Annotated in this window: 16 protein-coding genes; 6 read left to right on the forward strand and 10 right to left on the reverse strand. The window is 37.9% G+C overall.

Annotated features, from left to right (window positions below; all coding sequences use genetic code 11):
- Positions 1 to 30: 30 nt before the first annotated feature.
- Together AC0L6O_RS08710 and AC0L6O_RS08715 are read right to left on the reverse strand one after the other, a co-directional pair.
- Positions 31 to 807 carry a DUF3575 domain-containing protein gene (locus AC0L6O_RS08710; RefSeq protein ID WP_473307871.1) on the reverse strand — a complete coding sequence of 259 codons (777 nt, stop codon included), beginning with the start codon at positions 805 to 807 and terminating at the stop codon, positions 31 to 33.
- 3 nt (positions 808 to 810) lie between these two features.
- On the reverse strand, positions 811 to 1836 hold the full coding sequence (locus AC0L6O_RS08715) for a threonine aldolase family protein (protein ID WP_473307873.1): 1026 nt from the start codon (positions 1834 to 1836) through the stop codon (positions 811 to 813).
- Positions 1837 to 2003: 167 nt separating this feature from the next.
- Between AC0L6O_RS08715 and AC0L6O_RS08720 the strand changes: the two genes are divergently transcribed.
- The 3 genes from AC0L6O_RS08720 (at position 2004) to AC0L6O_RS08730 (ending at position 7578) form a co-directional block, all read left to right on the forward strand.
- A complete protein-coding gene (locus AC0L6O_RS08720; protein WP_473307874.1) occupies positions 2004 to 4505 on the forward strand; it encodes a penicillin-binding protein 1A in 2502 nt (833 codons plus the stop codon).
- Between the two features lie 430 nt (positions 4506 to 4935).
- A complete protein-coding gene (locus tag AC0L6O_RS08725; RefSeq protein ID WP_473307876.1) occupies positions 4936 to 5406 on the forward strand; it encodes a (2Fe-2S)-binding protein in 471 nt (156 codons plus the stop codon).
- A 12-nt stretch (positions 5407 to 5418) separates the two neighbouring features.
- Positions 5419 to 7578: a xanthine dehydrogenase family protein molybdopterin-binding subunit gene (locus AC0L6O_RS08730; RefSeq protein ID WP_473307878.1), complete on the forward strand. Its 2160-nt coding sequence runs from the start codon at positions 5419 to 5421 to the stop codon at positions 7576 to 7578.
- A gap of 157 nt (positions 7579 to 7735) precedes the next feature.
- On the opposite strand, the gene AC0L6O_RS08735 is transcribed toward AC0L6O_RS08730, so the two are convergent.
- Complete coding sequence (locus AC0L6O_RS08735; RefSeq protein WP_473307880.1) at positions 7736 to 7981, reverse strand: hypothetical protein; 246 nt, start codon at positions 7979 to 7981, stop codon at positions 7736 to 7738.
- Between the two features lie 751 nt (positions 7982 to 8732).
- On the opposite strand from AC0L6O_RS08735, the gene AC0L6O_RS08740 reads away from it, so the two are divergent.
- The gene (locus tag AC0L6O_RS08740) at positions 8733 to 9470 is read left to right on the forward strand and encodes a helix-turn-helix domain-containing protein (protein ID WP_473307882.1); all 738 of its coding nucleotides are present in this window, start codon (positions 8733 to 8735) and stop codon (positions 9468 to 9470) included.
- A gap of 53 nt (positions 9471 to 9523) precedes the next feature.
- Here the strand turns inward: AC0L6O_RS08740 and AC0L6O_RS08745 are convergent, their stop codons facing one another.
- A complete protein-coding gene (locus AC0L6O_RS08745) occupies positions 9524 to 9973 on the reverse strand; it encodes a hypothetical protein (protein WP_473307884.1) in 450 nt (149 codons plus the stop codon).
- Between the two features lie 293 nt (positions 9974 to 10266).
- The gene (locus tag AC0L6O_RS08750; protein ID WP_473307886.1) at positions 10267 to 10647 is read right to left on the reverse strand and encodes a hypothetical protein; all 381 of its coding nucleotides are present in this window, start codon (positions 10645 to 10647) and stop codon (positions 10267 to 10269) included.
- Positions 10648 to 10915: 268 nt separating this feature from the next.
- Here AC0L6O_RS08750 and AC0L6O_RS08755 point away from each other — a divergent pair, with 268 nt between their 5' ends.
- Positions 10916 to 11737: a universal stress protein gene (locus AC0L6O_RS08755; RefSeq protein ID WP_473307888.1), complete on the forward strand. Its 822-nt coding sequence runs from the start codon at positions 10916 to 10918 to the stop codon at positions 11735 to 11737.
- A 432-nt stretch (positions 11738 to 12169) separates the two neighbouring features.
- On the opposite strand, the gene AC0L6O_RS08760 is transcribed toward AC0L6O_RS08755, so the two are convergent.
- Together AC0L6O_RS08760 and AC0L6O_RS08765 are read right to left on the reverse strand one after the other, a co-directional pair.
- Positions 12170 to 13528, reverse strand: a complete 1359-nt coding sequence (locus AC0L6O_RS08760; protein WP_473307889.1) for a hypothetical protein — start codon at positions 13526 to 13528, stop codon at positions 12170 to 12172.
- A 14-nt stretch (positions 13529 to 13542) separates the two neighbouring features.
- A complete protein-coding gene (locus AC0L6O_RS08765; RefSeq protein WP_473307890.1) occupies positions 13543 to 15960 on the reverse strand; it encodes a TonB-dependent receptor in 2418 nt (805 codons plus the stop codon).
- Positions 15961 to 16031: 71 nt separating this feature from the next.
- Between AC0L6O_RS08765 and AC0L6O_RS08770 the strand changes: the two genes are divergently transcribed.
- Positions 16032 to 17069, forward strand: a complete 1038-nt coding sequence (locus AC0L6O_RS08770) for a helix-turn-helix domain-containing protein (RefSeq protein ID WP_473307892.1) — start codon at positions 16032 to 16034, stop codon at positions 17067 to 17069.
- A 20-nt stretch (positions 17070 to 17089) separates the two neighbouring features.
- Here the strand turns inward: AC0L6O_RS08770 and AC0L6O_RS08775 are convergent, their stop codons facing one another.
- The 3 genes from AC0L6O_RS08775 to AC0L6O_RS08785 form a co-directional block, all read right to left on the reverse strand.
- Complete coding sequence (locus tag AC0L6O_RS08775; protein WP_473307893.1) at positions 17090 to 17683, reverse strand: MiaE family protein; 594 nt, start codon at positions 17681 to 17683, stop codon at positions 17090 to 17092.
- A 195-nt stretch (positions 17684 to 17878) separates the two neighbouring features.
- Entirely contained in the window at positions 17879 to 19435 is a 1557-nt protein-coding gene (locus AC0L6O_RS08780) for an arylsulfatase (RefSeq protein WP_473307895.1), read from the reverse strand.
- Between the two features lie 223 nt (positions 19436 to 19658).
- Entirely contained in the window at positions 19659 to 23663 is a 4005-nt protein-coding gene (locus AC0L6O_RS08785; RefSeq protein WP_473307897.1) for a hybrid sensor histidine kinase/response regulator transcription factor, read from the reverse strand.
- Positions 23664 to 23681 lie beyond the last annotated feature (18 nt).

The following is a 23681-nucleotide window of genomic DNA, read 5'->3' on the forward strand; positions in this document are numbered from 1 at the left end:
GTCTATCTGCTTATCATTAGATGATTAAGCTTAAAAGAACATGCCTAAGTTAAAAATGAAGCCACGTACACCTAAATAAGGAACAGACTTAATGGCGGTAATTTCGGCTCTTTCTTCTCCTACAGTCACATCAAAATAGGTTTCACTTAATCTAAATCGGTCTACTATTTTATCTTCTAGGTATTTTCTGTCGCTTTCGTCTAACCTTGATAATATAGAGGTTTCTACTTTAGCATAAACGCTTTTAGCGGCACCAAAATGTGGGCCTACCAAAATAAAATCTAGGACAAATCTTTCGCCTAACTTAAATTGTTTACCCACCATTAATCCACCAGAAATGGTTTTAATATCGAAATGAATGGGTACTTTGTCAAGCGTATAAACGGTGCCATCATACCTCGCTTCTAAAGATGCAGGAACTAACGCGTCAAAGTCTTCAAACTGACCAAAAACACTCACGAAAAAGCGATTTCTTTTTTCACCAAAATAGTACTTCAACTCTGGTGAATAACTTTTAACACCTATCTGAGCCAAATTGACAAATATGTATTCAAAATCGACACCAGTGATACCAACACCATGCTTTTTTGCAAGCTTGTCAAATTGGTCACCGAAAGGAATTGATTTTTGAGGACGGTAAATGAATGAGTTACTGAAAGATAAATTTGGTGTTAAAGCCCTTTCGTAATTCACAGATATAATACCAGTGGCTAAACCAGTGGCATTTACCTTTATACTGTTTTTGAAGTCTGACTGAGCAGAAAGGAATAAAGGAAAAGCACAAAGAAAAAATATGATTTTACGCAAAACTCAGAAGTTTAATTGACCCAAAACCTGTTTGGTATATGTTATTTGTTTTTGACTTAAATCTAAGTGTGTCACAAAACGTACCAAATGTTTACCGAAGGTAACACATTTTACATTTTGCTTTTCTAGCACAGTAACGAAGTCTTTGGCCAAAATACTATTGGCTAACTCAAAAATTACAATATTGGTTTTAATAGGGTACACTTTTTTCACCCAAGACTTGCCCTTTAGAGCCTCACCAATCTCTTTTGCCACTGTATGGTCTTCTTTTAAACGCTCCACCTGATGGTCTAAGGCATAAATTCCTGCAGCTGCTAAAAGCCCTGCCTGTCGCCAGCCACCACCCCAAGCTTTTCTTTGTCTTTTAGCTTTAGCTATGAGTTCTGATGAACCAATGAGCACAGAGCCAATAGGGCAGCCAAGCCCTTTTGAAAGGCAAATAGAAATGCTATCAAACACTTGACCGTAATCTTGTGGTGTTTCTGAAGTTTCTACCAAAGCATTAAAAAGCCTTGCACCGTCAAGGTGAAGTTTTAGGTTATTTTCTTCACAAACGGCTTTTATCTTTTTTATTTGTTGAAAATCATAATAAACCCCACCGCCTTTATTCATGGTGTTTTCTAAGCATACTAAGACGGAAGGAGGAAAATGAAAATCATCTGTTGGGTTTATGGCATCTATAATTTGCTCTGCTTTTAAAAGTCCAGAGTCGCTTTGAATTGTTTTGGTAGTGGCTAAAGCATTTGCCGCTATTCCGCCACCTTCGTATAAATAGACATGAGCCTTATCAGCACAAATAACCTGCGTGCCTGGAGATGTTTGTGCTTTTATAGCTAGCTGATTTGCCATGGTGCCAGAGGCACAAAAAAGAGCGGCTTCCATGCCAAATAATTTAGCCACTTTAGCTTCCAACGCATTTACCGTGGGGTCGTCACCAAAAACGTCATCGCCTAGCGGTGCTGAAAACATGGCTTCTTTCATGCCTTCGGTAGGCTGGGTGATGGTGTCGCTTCTAAAGTCTGCTATCATTATTATTGATTATATAAATCTGCTGCAAAATTAATCATGCTGGGCTGAATGTCTTAATTTTAAAAAAGAGTTTATATTTCGGATCTATTTCTGTGAAAAGAAGTAAGTAGTAATGTAAAGCTTGACTGATAGTCGATTAGAGAAAATTATACTAAAACGTAGATAAATTGATAAACGAATTTTTTACTAAAGTTAAAGAGAATCCATATTTGCAGAAGTTCCGCAAGGCTTCCATAGCTCTTTATCGAAAGGTTTTTAAGTTTAGTGTGTTTAACAGAACGGAGTTCAAAACAGCTTCACTAAAAAGCAAATTTCTTAGACTGCTTTACACATTCGGTTTACTTCTAGTAGCTTTTGTTTTTGCTTTAGAAAGTAACTTCTTATGGCTCTTTGGCGATATGCCTACCATGAGTGAAGCCCGAAATACTAAATTGGCGGTTCCTTCTGAAATATATTCTTCAGACGAAAAGCTACTGGGTTTATTTTATGTAGAAAATCGTAGTCCTATTCCTTTTGAAGAGATTGACTCATTGACCATAAAAGCACTTATTTCAACAGAGGATGCTCGGTTTTACCTACACAATGGTTTGGACTTAGTATCTCTTTCGGGAGCTATATTTTCAACATTAACAGGAGATAAAAGAGGAGGGAGTACCATTCACCAGCAATTGGTAAAAAATATTTACAATACACGTCATAAGAACTCACGAGGACTGTTAGGACACATCCCTGGTCTTTCTACGCTAGTAGCTAAAATTAAGGAGTGGGATACAGCGATTAAATTGGATTGGTTCTTTGAGAAGAATGAGATATTAGCATTGTACCTAAATGCGGTGGATTTTGGTGATAATACCTTTGGGATTAAGCTGGCAAGTGAGCATTTCTTTTCAAAAGCACCACAAGATTTAGAACTGCATGAAACGGCACTGCTGATAGGAATTCTTAAGGGGACGAGCTACTACAGCCCCAAAAGAAGACCTGAAAGAGCATTAGAGAGAAGAAATGTGGTGCTGGAACAAATGCTGAAGTATAATGACATTGACAGCGTGACCTATGAAAAAGCCATCAAAAAACCATTGGGGCTAAAAATTACAGAGATTAACAAAGAAGAATCTAGTGCTCCATATTTCAGAACCATGCTTAGGCCACTTTTGATAGAGTGGTGTGAGGAAAACGATTATAACTTGTTTGCCGACGGATTAAAAATATATACCACCATCAATTCCAAAATGCAGACCAATGCCGAGGAAGCGGTGAAAAGCCATTTGACAGAAATTCAGCGAAGCTTAGATTATGAGCAGGGTTCTTACAAATATTGGTTTAAGAAAAAGATAGCGGAGGAAAAAGCAGCTTTTAAAAGAGAGAATCCAAGAGAAAAGGAAATTCCTGAAATGCCAACGGAGGCGGTACTAAACAAGTTGATTAAACAGTCTGGCTCTTATAAAAACTTCAGAAGTGCAGGATTGACAGAAGCCGAGGCTCTGGAAGCCATGACAAAACCACATCCTACAGTTTTGGCAACACATACTGGTGAAAAGAAAATGACCATTTCGGCGTTAGATTCCATCATGTACATGTCGCAGTTTTTGCAAGCAGGTCTTTTGAGTATTGACCCTACTAACCTTCATGTGAGGGCTTATGTGGGTGGGAGTAATTATGATTACTTTAAATATGACCACGTGGTGCAGGCCGGCAGGCAGCCAGGAAGTGCTTTTAAGCCTATCATTTATGCATCTGCATTAGAAAATGGCTATGCTGCGTGTACCACTATTATAGATAAACCTTTTAGCATGGAGACTAGTATAGGTGGCAAGCAAACCACTTGGGCTCCTAAAAACTCAGGAGGAACCTACACTTTTGGTCCCGTTAATCTTAGAAGAGCTTTGGGAACTAGTATTAATTCTGTTGCCATTAGAGTGTTACAAGATGTGGGAACTAGTAAGGTGATAAAAACGGCCGAGAAGCTGGGTATTCAGTCAAAACTAGATAATAACCTCTCTTTAGCTTTAGGGACTAGTAATGTTACGCTGCTGGAATTGACACGAGCATACCTGCCATTTGCTAATCAAGGTTTGAGTGGCGATGTGGTTTTGTTTGATAAAATTGTAGATAAAACTGGCGAAGTAGTTTACGAGCATAAGCAAGATTTAAAGCAAGTTTTAGCCCCTGAGCATGCTTATGAAATGTCTTACCTTTTACGCGGTGCGGTAGAAGAAGGTGGCGGAACAGCAAGACGACTGTATAATTACGGCATACCTTATGGTAATGAGATTGGCGGAAAAACAGGCACTACAAATGACTATGTAGACGCTTGGTTTATGGGCGTAACCGCCAATTTAGTGACTGGCGTTTGGGTAGGTTGTGATGATAGCCGAATTCACTTTACCTCTGGCAATGGGGCAGGAGGAAGGGCTGCTTTACCCATTTTTGGTAAGTTTCTGCAGGCTTCTTATGCTGATAAAGAAATAGGTTTAGAAAAGACCACCTTTACAAAACCAGAGGATTTTGATAGTGCTTTGTTGAATTGTCATTTTGTACCTGTGGTAGAAGATTCTACAGCTACGGATAGCCTAGCGGTCAATCAGGACTCGCTGCTGATTCAACGTAGAGATGAGTTCAGAGCCTTAGATGTGGAGACCATTGAAATTAAACAACCAACCTTAGAGTAGGAGTTTTTTACTTCATGCTAATAAAAGCATAAATATAATTAATCTTTATACCGCCCTGTACTGTTTGAGAACGGTTAAAATTCTACCTTTAGTTGCTTTGATATGTTTGTATGATATAAGAATTTTGACTGTTGGAGTTTACAGGGTGTTGATTTTTTTGTTTCGTTTTTTTACAATAAAAAAATGAAATCCCTGCCGGAAGGCAAGCGTATAGAAAGCAAGCGTATAGAAAGGGGGATGCCTTTTCTAAGTATTGAGAGGTTCTTTTAATTCAATCCAACGTTTTTTAATAAGATAGCTATGCTTGCTTTTTTAGAAACTTTCTAGATTAAAGTCTTTGTGCAACAATGCACTAATGGCTAGGTCTTTTTGTGATAGTAGCATTGTATATTTACATACATTACCTTTCTAAGAACCTATTTACAACATTATGCCGAATTACAACTTAACTGTAAATGACACCCGCTATAAAATTGAGGCGGAAGAAGATATGCCCCTTCTTTGGGCTATCAGAGACCTCGTAGGTCTTAAAGGAACTAAATATGGCTGTGGAATAGCTCAATGTGGAGCGTGCACGGTTCATTTGGATGGTATGCCTGTAAGAAGCTGCCAAATGCCATTAGGTTCTATTTCAAAGAAACAGAAAATCACGACCATAGAAGGAATAGGTTCTGAAGAAACCCTTCATGCTGTACAAGAAGCATGGGTAGAAGAGCAAGTACCGCAGTGTGGCTATTGCCAGTCGGGTCAAATAATGTCGGCAGTAGCTCTTTTGGAGCAAACTCCAAAGCCAAACGAAGAAGATATTACGAGCTACATGAACGGAAACTTATGTAGATGTGGGACCTATGATAGAATCAAAAAAGCTATCAATAGAGCATCAGGTCAATTATCAAAATAAGCACAGAAAATCATGAGCAATAAAAATACAAGAAGAGACTTCCTTAAGGTTTCATCACTAAGCGGATTAGGATTGGTTTTAGGTGTAAACACCTTGGCTAATGCTGCTTCTGTTAAGAAAATTACAGCCAAAGTGCTGGAATTGGAGATAAATCCATTCATAATTATTTCTACCGACGACACCATTACACTGGTGAATAGTCGCCCAGATATGGGGCAAGGTTCTACTCAAGCGGTGCCATCTATTTTGGCAGAAGAACTAGAGGTAGACTTAAGGAAAGTAAGAATTATACAGTCTGACGGTAAAGCCAAATACGGTTCGCAGCAATCTGGCGGAAGTAGTACTGTAAGAGGTTTATGGACCAGCTTACGTAAAACGGGTGCAGCCGCCAAAGAGATGTTGATAGAAACTGCTGCTAAACGGTGGAAAGTGTCAATAGACCAGTGCTATGCTGAATTAGGGAAAGTCCATTTAAAAGGTTCTGACAAAGTGTTTACCTATGGTGAATTGGCTGAAGAAGCAAACCTACTAGAAGTACCTAAAAATCCTAAACTTAAGGATGCTAAAGACTTTAAATATTTAGGCAAGTTTCACAAACGTCTTGACGTGCCTAGCCGCGTAACGGGCAAAGCTGTTTTCGGAATTGATGTGGTGGTGCCTGATATGCTTTATGCTGCCAGTGTGCATGCTCCGTCTATTGAAGGAAAAATTGTGAGTATTGACGATAGTGCTGCTCTTAAAATTTCGGGTGTAAAGAAAATTGTAAGGTCAAAAAGCTTTTTCCCTGGAGGAGAAAACGAGTCTGTGGCAGCAGTGGCTACCAATTATTGGTCGGCTCTGAAAGCCAGCAGATTATTAGATATAAAATGGTCAAATGGCGATTTAGACAAAACACTAAACTCAGACAAATATGTGGCTGATATGTACAAAGCTGCTGAGTCTGAAGGAGTGCGTTATGAAGAGGATGGTGACTTTAATGCCTATTTTAAGGCATCGGAGAATACTTTAGAAGGGATTTACGAAACACCATTTTTATCTCACTCGGCCATAGAGCCTGTGAATGCTACGGCTCATGTGAAGCCAGATGGTTCTGTGGAAGTTTGGGCACCTATTCAGGGACCAGACGGAGCCATAGGAGATGCCGCAGGAGTTTTGGGTATTTCACCAGATAAAGTGAAAATTAATGCCACACTTTTGGGAGGTTCTTTTGGGCGTAAAGCCTTTATGAATTTCATGAAAGAGGCCATTGATATTTCTAGGCAAGTTCAGTCTCCAGTGAAGTTAATTTGGCCAAGAGAAGAAGATATGGCTCAGGGACCTTATAGACCTGCCATGCTGAGTAAAATGCAAGGTGTGATAGGTAATGGAAATACCCTAGATGCTTTGAGTCACCAAGCCATTGGCGAGTCTATTCAAGGCCAGCACTGGAACGCACTTTTACCTTATAAAGCAGATGGCTGGTTAGGTGGAGAGCTTTCTCAAGAGAATCATAAATACAAATTTGGAACACATAAAGTAACCTATAGCCGTGTAGAAACGCCAATCCCGATTCTTTGGTGGAGGTCTGTTTATGCGTCTAACTTTGGTTGGGGACAAGAATGTTTTATAGACGAAATGGCTCACAAAGCAGGAAAAGACCCAATAGCCGCCAGAAAGGAATTACTAAAAGGCAATGAGCGAGACTTAAAGGTTATCCAGAAACTGGAGGATGTTTTAGCTACTTACGGTGCATTACCAGCAGGACATAAAAGAGGCGTAGCCATGTTCCGTTCTTTTGAAACCATGAGTGCAGCGGCTTTGGAGGTGAAGAAAGGAGAAAACGGCATAGAAATAGTCAAAGTGACGTCTGTAATAGACTGCGGTCAATACGTAAATCCTGACCACGTAAAAGCACAAACAGAAGGAAATATAGTGATGGGAATATCTGCAGCGGTAAAAGGTGGAATAACCTTCTCTAATGGCAAATGCGACCAAAGTAACTTCCATGATTATAACTTCATGCGAATGGCCGAAATGCCAAAAGTGGACATTCATATCATAGAAAACCAGGAAGCACCAGGAGGAGTAGGAGAGCCAGGCTTACCGCCAATAGCCCCTGCTCTAGGAAATGCCATTTTCAATCTGACAGGCGAAAGACACAGGAAACTGCCTTTGGATTTGAGTGTGGTTTAGAGGACAGGAATTTTGTTAAGATTTTAGAATCCGTATGCCGTTTGGTGTGCGGATTTTTAGTTTTATAATTCATAGCAGATAGTCAGAATATTCGTTCGGACGGACTACTATTTTTTTGTTAGCTTAGTTCAGCAAACTAGAATACAGGAGTGCTTTATTAGTAGTAAAAATACCTGACAAGAAGTACTAAAATAATTGTTAAAACAGCCTTTAATGCTAGCCATTTTAACTCCTGCTTTTTTTGCTCAGGATTTAAAGAAAGGTATCTCCATAACAAGTATCCAATAGCAAGGGATAGTCCTCCAACTACTGTGAAAAAATTGTTAAATTTCCTGTGTATCGCTATTATCACTAGGATAAGAATGAGCTCGAGAATAGTTGTAATGATTTTTTTTGATTTCATATGGCCTTGTGTTTAACTTGGATTTAGATTATTTCTACACAATTTAATACATATTTTAGTCAAGATTAACCTTTAAAGGGTAATTTCGATTTGTAGGCTAATAACAATATAATTCAGTTTCGCTCAGCTCTTCAAAGTCTTTACAAACTTTAAGAAAATAGTTCCTTGGTCTCCGGACCTATCTTTTGGCGTGAATGGACTGTTCTCGTCTATCGCTCGAACTGACAATAGAAGTATTCAAATACAGAGCAGTTAAAGGTAATTTATAACTGTCAGTCCGAGCGAAGCCGAGGACTTGTTATTGTTCATGGGCTTGAGTTTTTTGGTAGTAAATGGACTGTTCTCGTCTATCGCTCGAACTGACAATAGAAGTATTGAAATAGAGCAGTTAAAGGTGATTTATAACTGTCAGTCCGAGCGAAGCCGAGGACTTGTTACAGTACGTGGACTTGAGTTTTTTGGTAGCGAATAGACTGTTCTCGTCTATCGCTCGAACTGACAATAGAATTATTCAAATACAGAGAGGTTATAGACCATTTTAACTGTGTCAACCCCCGTCTGTCCAACGGGCAAGTCGCGGGCTCGTTATAGTACTTGGAGTTTATGTTTCCGTAAACTGTTTTTAGTGAGTGTTTTAGAGTGCCATGTCACCCAAATGTCATATCCCATTTATCAAATGACGTATCAAATACAATGTGTAAATTTGAAAAGTATTTAAGTTCAAATAACCTTTGCAGCGAATTTTAGATAAATGATGAAACAGCCAGATTTAGGTAAGAAAATTTTAGAATTACGATTGGCCAAAGGCTTAACCCAAAGCGAACTCGCAGATGAATGTAATGTTAGTCTGCGAACTGTTCAACGAATAGAAGCTGCTGAGGTAATGCCAAGAAGCTATACCATAAAACTGATTTTTGAAACCCTAGATTTTGATTATTTCAAGCCTCCTGTCAAGTCTGAGACATTGAAAAAGAAAACGCAAAACGGGCTAGCGTCATTTTCTGAAAAATTTGACAGCACTTTTAACTTAAAAACAAAGGAAATGAAAGCGATAGTTTATGTTAGCGTCTTATGCGTGGCCTTGGCAGCCTTATTTTTTGGGATAGCGGAGTTTCGAAATTCTGGTATAAATAGAGTGGACCAAGCCACTTCTACTAATATGAATCCGAATTTTGTAAGGTGGTTTAATGCTGGGCAAATGGATTCAATAGGTTCTGTTTATCTACCTGATGCATACATTATGCCAATAGACCATGAAAGAGTTCAGGGAAGGCAGGAGATTATTAATTACCATCAAGACCTTTATGATATGGGGTTTCGTATGACGAGCCTTACTCCAGAGGAACTTATCAAATCTGATTCTATAGCGGTAGAAAGAGGGGTCTGGAAGGGTGTTAATAACGGAAGCTTTTCTGGCACCTATTTAACACAGTGGAGACTTGTGGATGGGCATTGGTATATAGGAAATGATATGTCTAGTGCTAATTAAAAGCCTTCTAAAAGTTTTTACAAATTATGGAGTTTAAATAAATGACATTTATCTCACTCCACCTTTTCATCAAAACGCTTATCTAAAAGATTCAATCTTTTAAGATTGTTGCCACAAACAAAGTAAACGTCTTTAGTAAATGATATTTCTGTGCCTTCCGCATTGATGGAGGTCAGTTCAGTTAATACTTGGTCTGAGCCCTCCCATGCAATTTGTAGTTTGTTGGTGGTTTTGTTAAAAGTCCAATTTCCCTTTATGTAAGTCTGGTTGTTTTCTGCCAAAACGGTGGCACTTCCATCTTTCCTAAATAAAATTTCAACATTACAAGCTCGGCTATTTTTACTTTGCCAAAAATACCCCTCTGCAGTTAACTGACTTTCAAGAGTGTCTATTTGTTCTTGTGTTACTTCTCTTTGGGTTTGTTCCTTGTTTGACGTGCTACTATTACAACCTAATGCTACCATCGTGGTCAAGAGTATGGCGAAGTATTGAATGTTTTTCATTGTATTTGTTTGATGCTATACCATTCTGTTTTCTTAATCTTAACAGAAATTGTTACTACGTTTTAATTGACTAATATATGAGTCAAAAAGATATTTAAAGGTATATCGCCTAATATACGAGGTTAAACCAGTCTTTCCTTCTAGCTAAGGATAAATTGGGAGTTTTAGGAGGTTGAAGTTTTAGCTGCCAGTTCAGCATCCATCTGATAAGCTCTAGGAGGGAACAACATAAATAAAAAGAGGCTGTCTCAATGTTATGAAACAGCCTCTTTTAGCAATTGAAGTGAATTGTATTACAGGTTTTTCCCAACAAAATCATTGAAAGAGTCTTTCATTTCAACAAATAGTTTTTTGAATGTTTCCATTCTATCAGTCAAATCAGTTTTTTCGGCCATTTTTCTATGGTCAGATGCTACTGGATTTTCCTTAATGTTTTCTTCTATGGCATCTTCTGAAACTTGAATGTCATGGTTTAGAATATCAATTTGTTCTTTTTGAATGACAAATTGATTCTGGAATTGCTCTACAGACTTTTTGATTTCTTGAGCAGTATTTTGAATACTTACCTCAGAGAGTCGGTTTTTAAGAATTGTTAAATCATCAGCATAAAATGCTAACTCTTCTTGCCATGTTTTATGTGCTTTGTGTAGGTCTAATAAATATTCCTTTTCCATTTTGTTAATTTGTTTTTGTTAGAACAAAGTAATGAAATGTGTTTCCATAATATCATGAGCAATATCAGTGTGTAAACTGTTGGTAAACAGTAGAGTTTAATTATTAATTGTTTTATTCTTTTCTATTAGTGAGTCCATTAAAAAGAATTTAAATTAGGTGTTAATTAGTAAATTATAATAGCTAATGAAGGTCATGTAAATAGCTGTTTGAAATCATAATTCATGTTTATATAATTTCCAAACTTGGGATTAACAAAAGGATACTAACATGAAAAAAATAATACTCGCTACCGACTTTTCTAAAGGTGCTGCTAAAGCAGAAGAAATGGCTATTGCGATAGCTAAAATACATATAGCAGAAATTGTTCTTCTTTACTGCTCCACACCAACCTATGTAGACCCCACCATGCCAGGCGGAATGGTAGTCATATTAGATGATGGAAATGAAAAGCTATTTGAAGATAAACTTACGGCTAAAGCTAGGAGTATTCAAGAGCAAGGTGTTCGTACAAGCTATAAGCAAAGTACAGGAAGTGTTACAGAGGGCATCAAAAGCTTAATAGAAGAGCAAGAAGCTGATTTCGTAATCATGGGAAAAACAGGTGCTACAGGTTTTTTAGAAAAACTAATAGGCAGCACTACAGAATATGTTATCAATAATATTAAAATTCCATTATTGGTAGTACCCGAAATGGCAAAGTCTGTTAAAATTGATAGAATTCAATATGCTACAGAATTAGAGTATGATGAAAATGAAATATTGGCGGAAGTTTTTGGTATAGCTAAAAAACTCAAAGCTGGTGTAGACCTGGTCAATGTTTCGTCTGACAAGCAATTAGACCTAGTAGACAATAGTAAACTGATAGCTGGAATAAAAGAGACTTTCCCAAATGAGAAATTTGATGTGAAATCAGTTAGGTCAAACAGGGTAGAAAATGCCATTCTGGAGCTTTCTGAGAATCAAGAAAACACTGCTTTAGTGGTGGCATCACATCATAGAGGCTTTTTAGATGGTATTTTGAAGCCAAGTGTAAGTAAAAGCATTATTGCCAAAACTACGGTGCCCACTTTTGTGTATCATTTTGAATAGTAAGTACTCCACTGATATTAAGGATGTATAGGAGTATGAGTATGCTCAGGTTAGTGACGATTCTCACTGTCAGTCCCTCGTCTGCCGAACAGACAGGGAGCGAGGCCGAGGACTTGTTATAATTTGAATCTTTTTAGAGAATTGACTGTTCTCGACTATCGCTCGAACTGACAATAGTCGTTTTGATCCAATTGACTATAGAGTACCAGATAAGAAAAATAACCCACCTTAATAACTGTCAGTCCCTAGTCTCCCGAACGGGTAAGCCGAGGACTTGTTATAGTTCATGGGTTTAAGCTTTTCAATAGAAGGGTCTTTTAGCACTTTCATTTCACCGTGCAAAGCCAATTAAACTAAAAAACCGACGCCAAAATAAATTGACATCGGTTTAAAACTAGTGTTGTAGTAATCTTAAGAAACACTAATTTAAATTTAAAACACACCTATAAAGTGACTTCCTTCTATGTTTACTAGCTCTGCACCTTTGGTTACTTCGCCAGTTTCTGTGTTTACTACGTAAATGTTTCCGTTTTGACCTACGGCAGCTTGCGTTAGGTAGATGTCATTTCCGTCTACCACAAAACCTTGGTATTGGAATAAGTAGAAATCAGGGTCGTAAGGAATAGCATCAATTTTTTGAGCAGTTTTAGTATTTAGGTCTACTAAAGCAAAAAATCCTTGAGCACCTGCTACACCATCTGCAGAGCCATTATGACGGTAGGCTACCACTGCTTTTCCGTTTGCAGCTGGTCTCCATGCTAAAACGTAAGCACCATCTACACCTAAAGCATCATCAAGGTTAAAGTCATAAGAGTTATCATACTCGTTATTTGCATCAATTTTTAAGATATGAGAACCTTCAGGGTCGCTTTGGTTAGCTTGGTATACACTTCCATTGTACTCAAAAGCATTGATACTACGGTATCCGTTAGTATTTCCGTGTCCTACAGTAGAGGTAATTACCGTTGGGTTTAATAAAGATGGGTAATCTAATACAATGGTTTTAGAACCTAAAACTTCAAAACCGCTATCACTTTCAGCTGTATTCGGGTCTACTTTGCTTAAACGTGCACCAATGTATAATTTATTCCCTGCTGCATTTAAAGTAGGCATGTCAATTCTTGAGATATAGTAACCATTTGCTTCTTCTTCGGCCGTTAAAGGCACGCTATGCTCTTGGAATTCTTTAATTGCAGAGTTCACTAAATCTAAAGTAACCACACCAATTTTAGCATCGGTACGTACATAAGTATCATCTGATGCGTCATCTGGCGTACCGTTGTCATTGATTTCATGCTCGGTAGATACATATACCGCAGCACCTGTTTTGTCGCCATCAAATAATTTAATCCATCTTGGAGCAGAACCCACGTAAGGGGCAATACTTACTGGCGAGCCAGTTGGTGTGAAGGTTTGACCACCTTCTACGGTGTATTTAGTGTAGTTTCCACCAGTATCACCAGCATAACTAATGTTAAAAATAGTTTTACCATCTTCAGAAGATTGTAATCTGGCAGTTCTGTTTGACGGTGCTATAAATCCGTTGTTAAATGGGTCTATTGAGAAGTTTGGATTTTTAGCATCTTCGCTGCTTATAGAATAAATAAGCGTTCCTCCGTTTCCATCACCAGGGTTTTCTCCCATTTTGGCGGCAGCCACAGTTATCCATCTAGATTCTTCAGGTTCTGGCTCTGGTTCAACAACTGGCTCGTCGTTCGTAGTACAAGCGTTTAAAAGGCCAAATGTTAGTAGTAAAGCCAGTGTTTTATTGTTCAAAATTGTTTTTATCATCTCTGTTTAGAATATTAAAATTTATTAATCGAATAGTTAAGTTTTAAGTAAAAAGCTCTTCCTGGTTTCTGTACAGATAGGTTATCATATACAGGTTTATCAAATATATTTTTAATGTCGAAACTCGCTACAACCCTGTTTTTAGGGAAGGCATAGCTAAGTCCAAAGTCTTGTGCTAATTGCTGAGGAACGTTGAAAAAATCATTACCTACGGTGTTAGTCCCTTGCGATGTTATGTATGAAAAGTCATCAGTAAAGTACATGGTGTAGAAAAGGTTTAGTCGAGAGTTTTTCTGGATTAAATCCTTGAACGAGTAGCGTAAGCTTCCATTCATAGTAAAAAATGGCGTGTTAGGAACGTCTATTTCTATGCCTCTATTAATCACTTTTAAGTCAAAACGGGATACATTAAAGTTGAGCCCAAAGTTTTTATTGTAGCTGTAGTTTAATTGGGTATCTATTCCTTTAGAGGTAGCAGTACCTTGATTTACATAGAGTATTAATTCATCATCAACATTTAATGACGTTTCAATAGGCAAGCCTATGCGGTCTTTAATATTTCTAGCAAACAGGTTTGTAGAAACCACAAAGTTATGTTTGCGTATCGCAAAGGTTCCTAATCGAAATCCTACGTTATAGTTTCGGCTTTGTTCAGGATTAATGCTTGAGTTGGCTATAACATTGTCTCCATCATCACCAAATACTTCGGTTTCACTAGGTAGCCTAACCGCTTTTTCTGCGGAAGTTAAAAGGGTGATTTTTGAGTTAAGAGCGTAAGAAAGGGCAAAACCATAGCCGTCATGTTTTTTATTGCTGCTTACCGTCTCATCCACTATTTTGCTTTTGCCATCAGCACCTTTTTCAATAGTAGGGTCAATGCTTATGGTTTCTTGTTGATAGTACTTTCCAAATAAGCTTGCTTTTAGTCTGTCATCTAATGCAGACAGCTCATAGGTTAAAGAATAGATGTTCTTGTTTAGGTCTCTAGTTCCTTTGAAGGTATTTTCTAAAACGGAACGCAAGGCATCGCTATCTTCTCTATCTACGCCGCTGTAAACATGGTTTACCAAGAATTTGTGATGTTTATTGATAGCATAAGAAAGCCCCGTTCTGATAGATGCCACATTTCTATCAATCTTAGTCAATGTTGGTCCTCCTTCTTGCTGAGAACCCCAAGAGTAGTTATACTCATTGCCTCTAAAATCAATGGCTCTTTGACCATTCCAGCTGTAAGCTGCTGCTACTGTATCATTAACAATTCGGTTTCTCTTACCGTACGTGCCGTTCACATTAACATCAAGGCCATCAATAAGGAAATCTCTCTTTTGATAAGTTAAAGTACTTAGCAAAGCCTCTGATTCTAAAAATCTACCTTTATAAGGAATGATGGTCATGAAAGCACCATGCTGCACTTCTTTATAATCATCAGATCCAGTTAAGCCTATTAGAAATTGGTCTGCCCATTTTACATCTGTAAAACCAATCTGAGCCATTCCGCCTGTGGAGCGATATGCATCATTAAACCTTCTGGCTGTAACAGGTGTTTGCACTCCACCTAAACCAGTAACCACCACGCTTCTTCCAGAGACTTTATAGTCATTGTCGGAGTAATTATGAAAAGCGGAGGCTTTTACCGTAAAGCCAGATTCTTTATATCGATATAGTCCATTAACGCTGGTTTGAAAGGTATTAAAAGAGCCATAAGAGGCAGACGCATTAAAATTGCTTTGAGCACTTTTATGAAGCACTATATTAATGGCTCCGCCCAATGCATCGTCTGCCAAATGGCCAGGAACCACGCCTTTGTAAACTTCAATGTTCTTTATCATTGAAGGTGGAATACTATTTAAGTTAAATGAAGAACCGTAAATAGAGATAGGAATTCCGTCAATAAAAATACGTACCGAATTTCCAGATAATCCATTCAAACTATAGCGAACTTCTGAGCCTAATCCACCGTTTTGACGAATTTTGACACCTACTGTGGTGTTTAGTAATTCGTTTGTTTGAATATTTCTGAGACTAGCTTCCTTTGTCTTAATTACGTTAACCGCAAAGCCTTGAGTCTCTATTTCAGTTTCCTCTGTTTTGCCTATAACGTTGATTTCGTTAAGGCTTTCTGTTTTTTCTTCTAAAACAAAATTGAGCTTAGTGTCAAAGTTTTTATTGTTAAGCCTAATAGTTTTAGTGACTGTATTATAGCCAATAAAATTGACCAGAACGGTATGCTCGCCAAAAGGAACTTTGTCAATGGAGTAAACGCCATTGTCGTCTGAACTAATCCCAATGTTCAGTTTCTTTATCAATACCGTAGCATAAGGCATTGGCTTTCCAGAAGCATCATATATGGTGCCTGAGATAGTTCCTGTAGCTTCTAGCCCGTGAGCATTCCAGAAGATTAGGAGAAATATAACTGTAAAAAGTCCTTTCATTTGAATAAAAAACGCTAGTATTCTTATTTATACTAAGTCTAAATAAATAACTTTGCAAAAGTAGCTGAAGAATGGTAGGTGTAATACCGCGAAAGGAACTTTTAAGTACGCAAAAGGAAGTAATGAGGATAGAAGAAGAAGATGGTAGACGTATAATGTATCGAGAGATATGCGTAGAGAAGCTTTTGAAAGATTCTTATGTAGATGACTGCATAAGGTTTAACACGGTAGAAATGTTGAAAAAAGAAGATGCGGCATATATAAGCGGAGTAGACTTTACCACAAACAAATTACCTTTTAAGCCAAATACGGCTATAAGTATAGCTAGTGATGAACCTTTAATTAAGATTCATTTCTCATTAGAAGGTACCTACAGCTATCAGCCATTGACGCATATTAAGTATCTGGTTCAAATTCCAGAGAACCATTGTAACATGTTTTATTACCCAGCCACAGAGGGTAGAGAGATTTATAATGAAGAAAATACAAAAGCTTTTGAACTATATATAAAGCCTTCTGCTTTAAAGGTACTTTTAGGAACGGGATATAAACGTTCGTTGGAGAAATTAAACGAGGCGATTAAGAATTCCAATACCTATTTACACTGGGATAAAAGTACATTTATACCACCTCACATACGGAATAGGATTCTGGAGGTTCTTCAGTGTCCTTATAAAGGCGAGGTCAGAAAGCGATATATAGAAAGTAGCTTAACCTTACTCTTAATTGAGTTTTTACTCGGAAGGGAATCATTAACTGTAACAAAGGATAGAGCAAAGCTGCCAAATTCGGATTATTTGGCTTTAGTGAAAGTGGAGACCTATATTAGGAAAAACCTTCAGAAGCAGCTTAGAATTATAGATTTGGCTGAATTAGCAGGATTCAATGCCACCAAGTTGAAAAGAGATTTTAAGAAGGTATATGGTCTTACTATTTTTAAGCACATCACGTCTTTAAGAATGGAGCTTGCTATTAAATTAATAACAGAAGAAGGTGTGCCAATAGCTCAAGCCTCTTATGAAGTAGGTTTTTCGCATCCCCAACATTTCACCACTGCTTTTAAGAGAACCATGGGTTATTTGCCAAGCCAGTTAAAGCCAGTAGAGTAAGAACAGCCCAAAGCTAAAACCTATCCATGAATCCCCTCCGACTTACCATAATTGGCAATAATTTCTGACTCAAAAGCCAACCATTCTCTCCAGCGTGTTTCCACATCAATTCCTACTCCATACTTACGAGCATAGGTGATAAACGTGGTGTAATGACCAGCTTCGCTTTCCATCAATTCCCAGTAGAATTTTGATAATTCTTCGTCAGCAATATTTTGCGAGAGCACCTTAAATCGCTCACAGCTACGAGCCTCTATCATGGCCGAAAATAGCAGCCGTTCCACCAAACCAGATACTCTAGTGCCATTATTGCTTCTTTTCATGTATTGAGCCAGTTCGCCAACGTAATGGTCTTTACGTTCTTTGGCAAGCTTTAAACCTTTCTTTTTGATTATTTCATGCACCATTTGAAAGTGCTCAATTTCTTCTTTGGCAAGAGCCAGCAAGTCTGTAACTAAATCCGGATATTCTGGATTATTAACTACTATAGTAATGGCATTAGTAGCCGCTTTTTGTTCACACCAAGCATGGTCAGAGAGAATCTCTTCAATGTTTTTCTCAACAATATTAACCCATCGAGGGTCAGTTGGTAATTCTAGGCGTAATACAGACATACGGTAATTGATAAAATTGAAAATAAGCGGAGGTTTTGGTCAAAACTGTATCAGAAAACCATAACCGTGACAAAGTAAAAGATTTGTTACAGAATGCTGTGCATGTTTTCGGTTTAAGTTTCTTCCAATGCTGCTAACTCTTCAAAAGGAAGAACAGAAGTCTTTCTTAGAATCATTCGATAAGAAATGCTAATCCTACTTCCCGTACCCTATATTATTCTTGTTCTGAAAATGACCGTTGTCTAGGTTTCCATCACAGGCTTTAAGAAGGAGTGCTTGTAAGGTTTTTAGCTTTTCAGGTTCTTGTTTTGAAAGGTCATTTTCTTCTCTAAAATCATCTGGTAGATAGAATAGCTCTATTGCATCTCTTTTGAGGTCGGTTCTGATTTTCCAGCCTTCATTTGTGAGTAAAGTTGGTCCAGTAAAAGAGGAGTAGACGATGTAATTATGCTCCTGTTCGGTTTTATCGTTAAGCAATTCTTTTAAGAAAGAGATGCCATCGGTTTTGTAATCTTTATCAAAGCCCGTTATCTCGGCTATTGTTGGTAAAATGTCATAGTTGGTCACCAATCTTTTGCTAGTTATTCCTTCCTCAATTTTTCCAGGCCATCTTACTATCAAAGGGATATTAATGCCACCCTGCAGATTACTCCTTTTCATTCCAGCTCTGCCACCGTTTCCGTTAAAAACATCTCCGCCAAGTTCGCTATAATATTTATTATCTAAATCATTAAAGCGTTTTCCCGTTTTCATGTTGGTATACGGCTTTTGCACACGCCCTTCTAGTCCGTAATAAATCTCGTGGCCATTATCAGCTGCAAACATGACTATGGTATTTTTATCAAGATTTGTAGTTTCTAGTTTGTTCAATATTTGACCTACATTATCATCCAGCATTTTTATCATGGAGGCGTATTCTTTCTCTATCTGCGTTAAACGGTCGTCGTTTATGAAGTCAGTATGTACCTCAGGAATAGAAACAGGGCCATGCGGCAGCTGTGTAGGGAAGTACATGAAGAAAGGGTTTTCCTGATTACGCTCTATAAAATTTAGCACCTTATCCATGAAGAGGTTTTGCGAGTAGACTTTTTTGCCGTCCATGTTCCAGCGTTCCTCAAAAGCCTCGGGAGTTTCTGGCTCGGCAGATTTACCAGCATTTAGGAGCGTATTACCCTCGATTTCTATCATTTTGCCATCTTCAAAAAGATATGGCGGATAAAAGCCATGGGCTCTTTCATGGTCTAAGTAACCAAAATAGTGGTCCCATCCATGTCTTTTCATTTGCATGTCGGTAGCCGCAAAACCCCATTCTAGTTTACCAAATTGAGCTGTTTTATACCCCATTTTTTGAGCCACTTCACCTAAAAACACTTGTTCTTCAGGAATAGGCGAAAGCACACTATTGATAGTGTTTTCTATCTCGGCTAAATTTGATTGGGTAGCTTTTTTATAGATTCCTCCATGCGTCACCTCAAATCTGTTTTCATGACAATCATGCAGCCCAGATATGAGCGATGCCCTAGACGGAGCACAAAGCATATTGGCGTAAGCATTTTCAAAACGCATACCTTCAGCCGTCAGTCTATCAATGTTTGGGGTTTTAATAATTTTTTGTCCTTCATGCCCTAGTATCCCAATTCCTAAATCGTCGGCATAGATTAAAATGATGTTAGGTTGTTCCGTGTTTTTTTGAGCACTGGTGCATGATGTTAGAATACTTAGAAAAAGTAATAACAGACAGTTGATTTTCATTGATAAATGAGAGGTTGATATATGCGTATTAAACACTAAGCTAATACAATATATCGCAAAATGGAGGTCTCGTATTTTGCCAAGAATAAAGGATGTGAGGTCAGAAATATAGCTTTACTGCCTCTAAATGAAACTTTTGATTCTTATTTACATCTTTCGACAAAGAAGGATTAAGAGTAAAATGAGACATTTGAATACCTAATTGAGACATCAAGAAGCTAACTCAATGTCCTTTGTTTGCCATTTCGGAGGGTAATACACCAAACTGCTCTTTGAATAATTTCCTGAAATATTTTTGGTCATTAAAACCAACTTCAAAGGCGGCCTGTGCTACACCCAGTTTTTCGTCAACAATGAGTTTGGCGGCACGCTTTAATTTATATGTTCTTATGTATTGGTTAATGTTTTGACCCGTTATGGCTTTCAGTTTTCTAAACATCGAGGTGCGACTCATACCCATTAGCTGAGAAATAGTGTCTACATCAGCTTTTTGATTGGCTATTTGCTCCAAAATGATTTTGTCTAGGCCGCTTAAAAACTGTTGCTCTCTCTTAATGTCATTTTTCTGCCTTTCGGTCAATGTATCATCAGGTTCCTCTGTTTTGTTATAATAAGTTCTTAAGCGAGTTTTAGCATCTAGTAAATTGTGTATTCTGGCTAACAGAATTTTCCTGCTAAATGGCTTTGTAATGTAATCATCAGCACCTTTTTCTAAGCCACTCGTGATGCTTTCTTCGCTGTCTTTGGCAGATAGCAATATCACTGGAATATGCGTGGTGGCTGCTTGACTTTTCAAAACCCCACATAAATCTATGCCGTTTCTTTCTGGCATCATCACGTCAGAAACAATGAGGTCAGGTATGTATTTGCTAGCTTGTTTTAAACCAATATTACCGTTTTCTGCGAAAATTAAGTTGAAGTCGGTCTTTAGAAGTCCAGCCAAATAGGAGAGTATTTGCGGATTATCATCAATAAGTAAAACCAATGGTCTTCCATCATCCTGATGTAAGTTCTCAAAGTTTGTTTCATCATTCTCCGTGATTTCAGGCAGCCATAAATCAGCTTGTACGTTTTCAGTTTCCTGTCTTAGATTTTCTGTGGCTAAAAACTTTGGAATAGTTACCGTGAAAGTACAGCCTTCCCCTTTTTCTGAAACTAGCTCAATACTTCCGTCATGTTCTTCCACAAAGCGTTTGGTAAGTGCAAGTCCTATTCCAGTACCTTTTTGAAGCGTATTTTTTGAGCCAGCCTGATAATACCAGTCGAAAATCATGCTTTGATGAGCTAGCTCTATTCCTGGTCCATTATCCTGTACTATGATTTCAAAGGCTGTTTCTTTTTCATTTAAATATAAGTTGACCTCCTGCCCAGCGGTACAATATTTCAATGCATTAGACAGCAAGTTATTTACCACAATTTGCATTTTTTCTAAGTCAAACGCCGTTTCAAAGTCTTTTTCAGGGAAATGCGTGTTTAGTTTAATCTTATTATGATTGGCCAATGGTTGATAGAGTTCAGCCCACTGACTAAGTTTCTCCACTATGAAATAATTGGATGGTTTAAGCTGACTCAGGTCTAGTTCTGTTTTTCTAAATTCGAGGAGCTTGCTAATCATATCGTACAGGTAGCGAGCATTTCGCTGTACCATTTTAAAGCTCTTCTGCTGAATATTGTCTTTTGGGTCTTCGGCTAGGTCATCTACAGATGCCATTATTAAGGTTAATGGGGTTTTAAGTTCATGCGAGAATCCGGTAAAGAATCGAACTCTTTCTTCGTTCAACTCGCTTTCTAATTGTCGTTGTTTCTTTTCAAAAAGCAGTGAGTTTTTAAGCTTTAATCGCTCATTATAATACCTGAAAATCATTCGGCTTAGTGCCAATATTATAAGTGCATAAAGCAGGTAAGCCCACATGGTTCTCCAAAAAGGCGGTTTGATGTTAATTTTAATACTGTTTTCAATATAGCTTCCGCTATTATTTAAAGACCGCACTTTCATGATGTAGTTTCCTGGCGGAATGTTGGAGAAGTTGGCAGTTCCTACTTCATTGGTTTCTATCCACTGCTCATGAAAGTTTTCTAGCTTATAAGCATATTTCTCATTGGTAATTCGGGGGTATTTCAGATTGACAAAATCCATCGAAAAAGGACTTTGATTATAGGCAAGTTCTAAAGACTTGAGGTAGGAGATGTCATTTGGTAGAAAGGTAGCCTGACTAGAATCGCCTGCTATGATGGTTTTGTTTAGAATTCGGAGGTCAGTAAATACCAGTGGATAATTATACGACTGCTGATGCAGTGTTTTCGGGTCAAAAATGTTTAAACCCTTATTTCCTCCCATATAAATTTGACCGTCTAGGTCGCAGTACCCTGCTCCAATATTGAATTCGCTTTTTTGAATATTATTAAAGGTATTTAGGTTTCCTATATGGTTACTTTCGGGGTTAAAGTAGCAGATGCCGTTAAAAGAGCCAATCCAGATAAGTCCATTTTTGTCTGGTGTAAGACTGTGGATGGTATTATTATTAAGCCCGTCTTCTTTAGTAAATAGCTCTATTTTTTTCGTGTTGATATCAAATCTAAAAAGTCCATTATCTCTGGTTCCAGCTAATAATTCGTTCTCCCTCAGCCAGCACATGCTGTAAATCACCGAACCCGGAATATCGTGATTCGTATCATGCGTGTAAACTTCCTTAGACTTGTCTTTTGGGTCAAATTTGACAATTCCTGAGCCATAAGTCGCAAGCCAAAGGTTTTGTTCTATGTCTTCTAATATTTCTCTGATATCAAGTTTGCCAAGCTCCTCTATGTAGTCGAAACTTTCATTTTTTTCGTTAAATCTATAAAGACCTCCTCGGTTAGTTCCAACCCAAATACTTCCGTTTTTGCTTTCTATAATTTTCCTTACATCACTTCCATCGGCTTGTAAACCTTGGAGAAAGTATTGACAGGTTCCTGTTTCAGGGTTTAATAGATTGAGTCCTCCTTGATAAGTCCCCACCCAAACGCGTTTTTTTGAATCTTCTAATACCGTTAATACATAATTATTTGAAAGCGATTTCTTGTCTTTCCTTTGTTGATAGGTCTTAACCACACCTTTTGAAGGGTTATAATAATCTAGTCCACCGCCATCTGTTCCTATCCAAATATTTCCATTATTTGATTTATCAAAAGAGGCAATTCTGTTATGAGCGAGGGTATTTGCATTTGATAGGTTTCTAGTAAGTAGTTTAATAGGTTCTCCATTTGGATTGACAAAATTCACACCCGTGCTGGTGCCAATCCACATATTACCATCCACAGCCATTTTTAGAGCAGAAACCGTTCTGTTAAATACACTAGAGCCGTCTGTTTCAGGAAGAAACCATCTAATTTGATAAGCTTGCTTATGGTTTAAAATGCTTTCGGGTTTCAGTATGTTTAGACCTCCATTTCTGGTTCCTATCCAAAGATTTCCAGCATTGTCTTTTTCAAAACAAAGGATATTGTCGTCGCTTAGTCCAGTTTTAGAGCTATTGGTTTTGTCAATATTTATCAGTTTACCGTTTACCGTTAGTATTTGAATGCCCTTGGCAGTCCCTATCCACAGGTTTCCTTCTTTGTCGGTATATAGGCAGTTTACATTCTCATCTATTCTTTCAAAAGGAATTCTACTTACCTGCTGTGTTTTAAGATTTATTTTGTTCAATCCATCATTAAAAGTACCTACCCAAAGGATACTGTCACCTTGCATGCTGAGGTCAGAAATTTCACTAGAAGATAAGCTGTTTTTATTACCAAGCTCTGGTCTGAAAGTGGCTAGGGTCTTGTTATCTTTTATAATTTGAAGTCCATCGTCATAAACGCCAAGTATTAATTCATTGTTTTGCCCAATAATAACTGTGCTTATATTATCTCCTATGAGTCCATTATTCTTGTCGAGCTGATAAAAGTGATTGATTTTTGGGTCAAAAATATTGAGCCCATTTCCTCCGGTCAATAGCAGTTGACCTTCCTTGTTTTTGACAATTCGTTCAATGAAATTATCTGAAGGACCTTTGCTAGGAAGCGTATTGTTTTTCAAAATCACTTTGAAGCTTTTGCCATCATACCTGTTAAGCCCTTCTGAAGTAGCTATCCACATAAAACCAAGAGCGTCTTGCTCTATATCGTTTACCACATTATGTGATAAGCCAGATTCTACATCCATCAGGTAAAACGTGAGTGCAGACGGCCCCTTTGTGCTAAACAAGTTACTATGATTCTGAGC

Source organism: Arcticibacterium sp. GJ41-1 (assembly GCF_055808875.1).